The organism is Luteimicrobium sp. DT211, assembly GCF_049844995.1.
Classification (GTDB): Bacteria; Actinomycetota; Actinomycetes; order Actinomycetales; family Cellulomonadaceae; genus Luteimicrobium.
Genome location: NZ_JBNCMC010000009.1, coordinates 89,100 through 97,835 on the forward strand (window position 1 = coordinate 89,100; position 8,736 = coordinate 97,835).

Below are 8,736 nucleotides of genomic sequence, written 5' to 3' on the forward strand. Positions count from 1 at the left end.
CGGCGTCGTCCGCGACGTCGCGGTGGTGCCGGCCGGGCGCCCGCGATCTGGGAGAATGACCGGCATGAGCGACCTCCACCCGACGTCCGCCCGTCCCGACGCCCCCACCACTGCCGACGCCGTAGCCACGGACGCCGTGGTCCGGGGCGTACCGGACCGGGTCTCCGTCGACGGGCTCGAGGACAGGCTGGGCGGGCGCTGGCGCGAGGAGGGCACGTACGCCTTCGACCGGTCCGCGACGCGCGAGCAGGTCTTCTCCATCGACACCCCGCCGCCCACGGTCTCGGGCTCGCTGCACGTCGGGCACGTGTTCAGCTACACGCACACGGACCTCGTCGCGCGCTACCAGCGCATGCAGGGCCGGGAGGTCTTCTACCCGATGGGCTGGGACGACAACGGCCTGCCCACCGAGCGCCGCGTGCAGAACTACTACGGCGTCCGCTGCGACCCGTCGCTCCCCTACGTCGAGGGCTACGAGCCGCCGCAGCAGGGCGACGCGTCGACCGGCAAGGGCCGCGCCGCGGACCAGCAGCCCGTCTCGCGCCGCAACTTCGTCGAGCTGTGCGAGCGCCTGACGTCCGAGGACGAGAAGCAGTTCGAGGCCCTGTGGCGCCACCTCGGCCTCTCGGTCGACTGGGCGCAGCACTACCAGACGGTCGGCCGCTCCTCGCAGCGCGTCGCGCAGACCGCGTTCCTGCGCAACCTCGCGCGCGGCGAGGCGTACCAGGCGCAGGCCCCCGGCCTGTGGGACGTGACGTTCCAGACGGCGGTCGCGCAGGCGGAGCTCGAGGCGCGCGACTACCCGGGCTTCTTCCACAAGATCTCGTTCCACGCCCCGGAGGGGGCGACGGTCGAGATCGAGACGACGCGTCCCGAGCTGCTGCCGGCGTGCGTCGCCCTCATCGCCCACCCCGACGACGAGCGCTACCAGCACCTGTTCGGCACCACCGTGCGGACCCCGCTGTTCGACGTCGAGATCCCCGTGCTCGCGCACGCGGCGGCCGAGCCCGACAAGGGCGCCGGCATCGCGATGTGCTGCACGTTCGGCGACCTCACCGACGTCCAGTGGTGGCGCGAGCTCCAGCTGCCGACCCGCCCGGTCGTGCGCCGCGACGGCCGCATCGTCGAGGACACGCCCGACTGGGTCACCGCGGAGGCCGGCCGCGCGCTGTACGCGGAGCTCGCCGGCAAGACGACGTTCTCCGCCCGCACGGCCGTCGTGGACGCGCTGCGGGCCAGCGGTGACCTCGTCGGCGAGCCGGTCGCCACGCAGCGCAAGGCGAACTTCTACGAGAAGGGCGACAAGCCCCTCGAGATCGTCACGAGCCGCCAGTGGTACATCCGCAACGGCGGGCGCGAGTGGCAGTCCCCTGAGGGCGAGCCGGTGCGCGATCTCCGCGCCGAGCTCCTGGCCCGCGGCGACGAGCTCGGGTTCCACCCCGACTTCATGCGCGTGCGCTACGAGAACTGGGTCAAGGGCCTCAACGGCGACTGGCTCATCTCGCGCCAGCGGTTCTTCGGCGTGCCGATCCCCGTCTGGTACCCCGTGGGCGACGACGGCGAGCCCCGCTGGGACGCCCCGATCGCCCCGTCCGAGGCGCAGCTCCCGGTCGACCCGTCGACCGACGTCCCGGACGGGTACACCGAGGCCCAGCGTGGCGTCGCCGGCGGCTTCGTCGGCGACCCCGACATCATGGACACCTGGGCGACGAGCTCCCTGACGCCGCAGATCGCGGGCGGCTGGCTCGAGGACCCCGAGCTGTTCGAGCGCGTCTTCCCGATGGACCTGCGCCCCCAGGGCCAGGACATCATCCGCACGTGGCTCTTCTCGACCGTGGTCCGCTCGCACCTCGAGTTCGGCACGCTGCCGTGGAAGAACGCGGCCATCAGCGGCTGGATCCTCGACCCCGATCGCAAGAAGATGTCCAAGTCCAAGGGCAACGTCGTCACGCCCATGGGGCTCCTCGAGGAGCACGGGTCCGACGCCGTCCGCTACTGGGCAGCGTCCGCGCGGCTCGGCACCGACGCGGCGTTCGAGGTCGGCCAGATGAAGATCGGCCGACGCCTCGCGATCAAGATCCTCAACGCCAGCAAGTTCGCGCTGTCGTTCGGGGCCGCGCAGGGCGAGGCCGGTGACAGCGGCGCGTCGCACACCGTCTCCCTCGACCCGTCGCGGGTCACCGTCGAGCTCGACCGCGCGATGCTGACCGGGCTCGCGGCCGTCGTCGAGCAGGCCACCGAGGCCTTCGAGGCGTACGACCACACGCGCGCCCTCGAGATCACCGAGACCTACTTCTGGACGTTCTGCGACGACTACCTCGAGCTCGTCAAGGACCGCGCCTACGGGGCCGGCGCGGGCGCCGAGGATGCCTCCCCCGAGACGGCGTCCGCCCGCGCCGCGCTCGCGATCGCGCTCGACACGCTCCTGCGCCTCTTCGCGCCGTTCGTGCCGTTCGCGACCGAGGAGGTCTGGTCCTGGTGGCGCGAGGGGTCGATCCACCGCGCCCCCTGGCCCGCTGCCGCCCCGCTGCGGGGCGCCGCGGCCGGTGCGGACCCCGTCGTGCTCACCGCCGCCGGCCACGCGCTCGCCGCGCTGCGCAAGATCAAGTCCGAGGCCAAGGTCTCCATGCGCGTCCCGATCCTCGCCGCGACAGTCGCCGTCCCCGCCGCCCTCCAGCCCGGGGTGCGCTCCGCCGTCGACGACGTCCGCGGCGCCGGGCGCGTCACCGGTCCGCTCGAGATCGTCGAGCCCACCGACGGCCAGGGCGACCCGGCCGTGCAGGGCGGGATCGTCGTCGTGAGCTCGGAGCTCGGCGAGGCGGAGCCCAAGAAGCCCCGCGCCTGAGCCGCCGAGCGGGCGTGCACGAGCGCGTGGAACGGTGACGCCGTGAAGTCGATCAGCGTGCCGACGGACGACGGCGTGACCCTGCACGTGGCCACCTGCGGCACCGGCCCGGACGTCGTCGTGCTGTCGGGCGGCCCAGGGTGCGTCCACTACCTGGCGGACGAAGCCCTCGCACCGACCGGCTTCCGGTGCTGGTTCCCCGACCCACGAGGGGTGGGACGGTCCGGGGGCGGACCCCACGCCATGGCGCGTGCCGTCGCTGACCTGGAGTCCGTCCGACGAGCGACCGGCGCCGAGGACTGGATCGTCCTGGGCCACTCGTGGGGATCGGACCTCGCGGTTCGCTACGCCCTGGATCATCCCGGCCGGGTGCGTGGCGTGGTGGGCATCGCAGGGCACGGGCTCCACCGCGACCGGGAGTGGTCCGCGGCGTACGAGGCAGGTCGGGCGACCGAGGAGCCCGTCCCGATCGACTGGGTCCCGGAGGTGCACGCCTCGCTCTGGGACGACTTCAAGGTCTGGATCCACGAGCCGACGCTGTGGCGCCGCCTCGCCGACGCCGCCGTGCCGATGGCCTTCCTCGCCGCCGAGAGCGACATCCGGCCGAGCTGGCCGTTGCGACAGCTCGCCGAGCTGGTGCCGCGCGGCACGTTCGAGGTCGTCGACGGGGTGGCCCACGACTTCTGGGCTACCGACCCGCACCGGTGGCGCTCCCTCTGCACCGAGGCATGTCTTCGGCAGGCGTCTCGAGCCTGAGCACCGTCCGAGATCGAGGGGCAGCACCGGAAGGAGCAGCGAACCTCAGACGACGTCGCGCAGCCGCGTTCGATCCGCCGACATCGTGGGCGCCGCCTCGCTCGGCGTGCCGGCGTCGTGCCACCGCAGCACCGCGCCCACGCCGTCGACGAGCTCGACCGCCCCGTCCGGGACGAACGTAAGACCGGCATCCTGGCCGAGGGCGGCGCGGACGAGGGCGACGGACGCGGGCAGGGGGTGGACGCCGTCAGCGGCCCCGAGCTCTTGCACGTCGCCGCGGTCGACGCCGATCTGGAGCGACTCGGGCCCGACCCAGATCTCGCGGTCGTCGAGCTCGCCCTCCCCGCCGAAGCTCTCGGCGAGCAGCAGGTCGGCGACCTGGCCGCGCTGGAGGACCGTGACGACGTCGCCGAGGGACGTGACGCTGCCGTCGTCGCGCCCCTGACCGGTCCGGTAGGCGTCGATGACGCGCGTGCGGCGGCGGTCGCGGCACGCCGTGACGGCCTCGGCGAGCCGGGCGGCGAACACGCCTTCCTTGGTGCCGGCGGCGCGGGACCCGCCGGGGACGTCGACCGCGAGGTCGAGCGTCTGCCGCGAGAGCTCGGCACGGACGAGGGCGAGGGCGCGGACGTCGCCGGTCAGGACGACGAGCTCGGGCTTGTGCTGGGTGACCTGGCGGTCGACCTCGTGGGCGACCGCCTCGGCGTTGCGCTCCCAGGAGTCCTCGGCACGGTGGTCGATGCGCTTGTCGGCGGTGCTGCCGGTGCGGACCTTGTTGAGGACGTCGTGGCCGGCCTCGACCGTGAGGGGCTCGGGCTGGTGGCTCGGGTCGCCGCCCCAGGACCAGGTCAGGTCCGCGCCGACGCGGTCGACGGCGACGACGAGGTAGTCGACGGACTCGTCGGCCGAGCGGGCGGCGTCGAGCAGGACGGGCACCGGGCCGTACTCGGCGCGGGAGACGGTGGGCGGAACGGCGAGCACGCGCTCCAGGAGCACCCCACCGTCCTCGGTGGCGATGAGGACGCGCCCGTGGGGCCCGGGGACCCGCAGCGGCTTGAGGACGCGGGCCTCGATGGCGTCGCACACCCCCTGCGGCGCGCCCTGGGCGGCGAGGTCGCGTCGCAGGACCCGCCACCGCCCTTCGACATCCGGGTCGGCGGCCTCGATCCCTCGCGTGGCATCGAGGTAGACGGTCGCGAACGGGCCGGGTTGTCCGGCCAGGGGCCGCAGCCAGTCGATCTTCACGTACGCACCTCCGGGCGTCGACGGCGGGCGCTGGCCGCTCGGTGGAGTCGCCCACGAGTCCATCCGTGAGGGCCGGCGCCCCGGGTTCCCCCCAGCGTCGTCCTGATCGGGCGCGCCCGCCACCGGACGAGCTCAGTCGCCCAACGCGGCGGCGGACGCGTCCCGGAGCGCCCCCGTGAACGCGCGGATCTCGGGCCGGCGGTCGGCGCCCGCCCGGTGCGCGACGCGGGTGCGGCGGGTGGTGCCGACGGGGTGGAGCCGGACGACGCCGGGCACCGCCGCGGCGGCGAGCTGCGGCACGATGGCGACGCCCTGACCGGCCGCGACGAGCGCGAGGACGGTCGTGAAGTCGTCGACGACGTGCCGTTCGGCGGGCTCGTAGCCGGCCTCCCGGCACAGGTGTTCGGCGGCCGCGCGGCACAGGGTGCCGGGACCGGCGAGGATCCAGGGCTCGTCGCGCGCGTCGGCGACGGTGCGGGCGCCGCCGGGCCCGCGGATCGCGAGGTGGACCTGCTCGACGCAGAGCGGGACGCTCGCGACGCCCGGCGACGTGGTCCGCGGCACGACGTCGTAGTCCTGCACGAGCCCGACGTCGATCCGGTGGTCCCGCAGCGCGCTGGGCACGTCGGCGGGGTCGAGCTCGACGACGTGCAGCTCGAGCGCGGCGTGCCGCTCGCCGAGCGCGACGAGGGCCGCGGGCAGGAGCGTGCGGACGGCCGTGGGGAACGCGCCGATGCGGAGCCGCCCCACCGGGTCGTCCCGGCCGGCCGCGACGGCGGCCTCGGCGCGCTCGAGCGCCTCGAGGACGTCGTCCGACGCCGCGGCCAGCGCCCGGCCGGTGGCCGTGAGCCGCACGCCGCGCCCGGTGCGCTCGAGCAGGGGCGCGCCGGCCTCGCGCTCGAGCGCCGACAGCTGCTGGGAGACGGCGGACGCGGTGTACCCCCGGAACCCTGCGACGGCGGCGATGGTGCCGTGCCGGGCGAGGTCCTGCAGCAGACGAAGACGGCGCGGATCCAGCATCAGCAGATCTTATGCTCTGGTGGAGCAATTCGCGCTCGACGCTGATGCTCGAGAGGCGTCAGGCTGAGCCCATGGCGCTCACCGGAGTCCTCGTGCCGCTCGTCACGCCCTACGCCGCGGACGGTACCGTCGCGCTCGACGCGCTCGAGTCGCTCGCCCACCAGGTCCTCGACGACGGCGCGGCCGGGGTGGTCGCGCTCGGCACCACCGCGGAGCCCGCGTCCCTCACGCCCGAGGAGAGGTCGGCGGTGCTCGACGTCGTCGGGAGGGTAGCGGCCGAGCGCCGGACGACCCTCGTCGTGGGGGCGAGCACCTCCGGCGACCTCGCCGCGCTCCGCGGCCGGCCGGAGGTCACGGCCGCCCTGACGCTCGTGCCGCCCTTCGTCCGCCCCGGCGAGGACGGGACCGTGGCACACCTTGCCGCGCTGGCACGGCTGAGCCCCGTGCCGCTGGTCGTCTACCACGTGCCCTGTCGGACCGGGCAGCCGCTCGGGGCGCGGGCGCTGCGCCGTCTCGCGCTGCTCGACGGCGTCGTCGGGCTCAAGCTCAGCACCGCGGTCGACCCGGCGGCCGTCGAGCTCCTCGGCGCGCTCCCCGCGGGGTTCGACGTGCTCGCCGGCGACGACGTCGTCCTCGCGCCGATGCTCGCGCTCGGGGCGTCGGGCGGGATCCTGGCGTCGGCCCACCTGGCGACCGGAGCGTTCGCGCGTCTCGTCGGGTCCTGGACCCGGCCGGGCGTCCCGGACCTGGCGGGCACCCGCGCGCTGGGGGCGCGGCTCGCGCGGCTGTCCGCGGCGTGCTTCGCGGAGCCGAACCCCGCCGTCGTCAAGGGTGCGCTGCACGCGCAGGGACGCCTGCCGACCGCGGACGTCCGGCTCCCCCTGCTGCCCGCGAGCACGGCGAGCGTCGAGCGGGCCCTGTCCGCGCTCGACGACGTCGTCGCCGTGAGCCTCGTCGCTGACCCGGTGTAGTGGTCGCTCAGGCGTACGTGTCGAGCGGCGGGACCTCGGCGTCCGCGTGCGCGGCGGCGATCAGCTCGTGGTGCCGGATGACCTCGGCGACGATGAACTCGCGGAACTTCTCCGCGAACTCGGGGTCGAGCCCGGACGCCTCGGCGATGGCGGTGAGGCGGTCGATCTGCTGGCGGTCCCGGGTCGGGTCGGCCGGCGGGAGCCCGCCCTCCGCCTTCAGCTCGCCGACGCGGCGCGTGAACTTGAAGCGCTCAGCCAGCAGGTGCATGAGCGCGGCGTCGATGTTGTCGATGCTCGCGCGGAGCGTCAGGATCTCGGGAGGGATCTCGGGCATGGACCGATCTTCCCACGGCGGCCCTGGCGCCCCCGCCCCGCGTCCGACGACGGACGCGGCTCAGGCGCTCTTCTCGCGCGGGGTGCGCCGCGAGACGGCACGCGGCACGAGCGTCGGGTTGACGCCGGCCAGCACGACCTCCCGCGACACGACCACGCGCTCCACGTCGTCGCGGCTCGGGACCTCGAACATCACCTGCTGGAGGACCTCCTCCATGATGGCCCGCAACCCGCGCGCGCCCGTGCCGCGCAGCAGCGCCTGGTCCGCGATCGCGTCGAGCGCCTCGTCGTCGAACTCGAGCTCGACGCCGTCGATCTCGAACATGCGCTGGTACTGCTTGACGAGCGCGTTCCGGGGCTCGGTGAGGATCCGGACGAGCGCCCCGCGGTCCAGCGGCGCCACCGTCGTGATGACGGGAACGCGCCCGATGAACTCGGGGATGAGGCCGAACTTGAGCAGGTCCTCGGGCATGACGTCAGCGAACAGGTCCGCCGTGTCGTCGCGCTCGACGTTGGCGCCGAACCCGATGCCACGCCGCCCGGCCCGCGAGGAGATGATCTCGTCCAGGCCCGCGAAGGCACCCGCCACGATGAACAGGACGTTCGTCGTGTCGATCTGGATGAACTCCTGGTGCGGGTGCTTGCGACCGCCCTGCGGCGGCACCGACGCCTGCGTGCCCTCGAGGATCTTCAGCAGCGCCTGCTGCACGCCCTCGCCGGACACGTCGCGCGTGATCGACGGGTTCTCCGCCTTGCGGGCGATCTTGTCGATCTCGTCGATGTAGATGATGCCCGTCTCGGCCTTCTTGACGTCGAAGTCCGCGGCCTGGATCAGCTTGAGGAGGATGTTCTCGACGTCCTCGCCGACGTAGCCGGCCTCGGTGAGCGCGGTCGCGTCGGCGAGCGCGAACGGCACGTTGAGCATCTTCGCCAGAGTCTGCGCGAGGTACGTCTTGCCGCAGCCCGTCGGTCCGATGAGCAGGATGTTCGACTTGGCGATCTCGACGGGGCCGTTGTCGTCGCCCGCCTTGCCCGACGACGAGGAGGGCGCCCCGGAGGCAGCCTCGCCCGCCTGGATGCGCTTGTAGTGGTTGTAGACCGCCACCGCGAGCGACCGCTTGGCGGGCTCCTGACCGACGATGTACTGCTCGAGGAACTCGAAGATCGCCTTCGGCTTGGGCAGCTCGGACATGCCGAGCTCCACCGCCTCGGTGAACTCCTCCTCGAGGATCTCGTTGCACAGCTCGATGCACTCGTCGCAGATGTACACGCCTGGGCCTGCGATGAGCTTCTTGACCTGCTTCTGCGACTTGCCGCAGAACGAGCACTTCAGCAGGTCGGCACCATCACCGAGTCGGGCCACGGATTGCCTCCGTCCGTCGGACCCCCGGCAGGCGGGGGCTGGCACCGGCGGTCCGCCCGCCGGTCCCTCATCGTCCCATTGCACACCACCGGAGCGTCGGATGTCAGCCGCGCGCCCCCGCCGTGTCGGGGCGGTCGTGCGGGGGGGGGGCGGGGGGGCGGGGGCGGGCGGGGGGGGCCCCCCCGGGGTTAAGAACACACGCC

7 protein-coding genes are annotated in these 8,736 nt (G+C 73.9%); 3 read left to right on the forward strand and 4 right to left on the reverse strand.

The features are described 5' to 3' along the window. Positions 1–64: 64 nt before the first annotated feature. Together valS and ACLQ14_RS16900 are read left to right on the forward strand one after the other, a co-directional pair. Complete coding sequence (gene valS, locus ACLQ14_RS16895; protein WP_425815144.1) at positions 65–2,845, forward strand: valine--tRNA ligase; 2,781 nt, start codon at positions 65–67, stop codon at positions 2,843–2,845. 42 nt (positions 2,846–2,887) lie between these two features. After that, on the forward strand, positions 2,888–3,601 hold the full coding sequence (locus ACLQ14_RS16900) for an alpha/beta fold hydrolase (protein WP_425815146.1): 714 nt from the start codon (positions 2,888–2,890) through the stop codon (positions 3,599–3,601). Between the two features lie 45 nt (positions 3,602–3,646). Here the strand turns inward: ACLQ14_RS16900 and ACLQ14_RS16905 are convergent, their stop codons facing one another. Then, on the reverse strand, positions 3,647–4,846 hold the full coding sequence (locus ACLQ14_RS16905; protein ID WP_425815148.1) for a Vms1/Ankzf1 family peptidyl-tRNA hydrolase: 1,200 nt from the start codon (positions 4,844–4,846) through the stop codon (positions 3,647–3,649). A 132-nt stretch (positions 4,847–4,978) separates the two neighbouring features. Next, complete coding sequence (locus ACLQ14_RS16910) at positions 4,979–5,866, reverse strand: LysR family transcriptional regulator (RefSeq protein ID WP_425815150.1); 888 nt, start codon at positions 5,864–5,866, stop codon at positions 4,979–4,981. A 71-nt stretch (positions 5,867–5,937) separates the two neighbouring features. Here ACLQ14_RS16910 and ACLQ14_RS16915 point away from each other — a divergent pair, with 71 nt between their 5' ends. Continuing rightward, positions 5,938–6,837 carry a dihydrodipicolinate synthase family protein gene (locus tag ACLQ14_RS16915; RefSeq protein WP_425815152.1) on the forward strand — a complete coding sequence of 300 codons (900 nt, stop codon included), beginning with the start codon at positions 5,938–5,940 and terminating at the stop codon, positions 6,835–6,837. 7 nt (positions 6,838–6,844) lie between these two features. On the opposite strand, the gene ACLQ14_RS16920 is transcribed toward ACLQ14_RS16915, so the two are convergent. Together ACLQ14_RS16920 and clpX are read right to left on the reverse strand one after the other, a co-directional pair. Beyond that, positions 6,845–7,171: a chorismate mutase gene (locus ACLQ14_RS16920; protein ID WP_425815154.1), complete on the reverse strand. Its 327-nt coding sequence runs from the start codon at positions 7,169–7,171 to the stop codon at positions 6,845–6,847. Positions 7,172–7,231: 60 nt separating this feature from the next. Next, positions 7,232–8,533: an ATP-dependent Clp protease ATP-binding subunit ClpX gene (clpX, locus tag ACLQ14_RS16925; RefSeq protein WP_425815156.1), complete on the reverse strand. Its 1,302-nt coding sequence runs from the start codon at positions 8,531–8,533 to the stop codon at positions 7,232–7,234. Positions 8,534–8,736 lie beyond the last annotated feature (203 nt).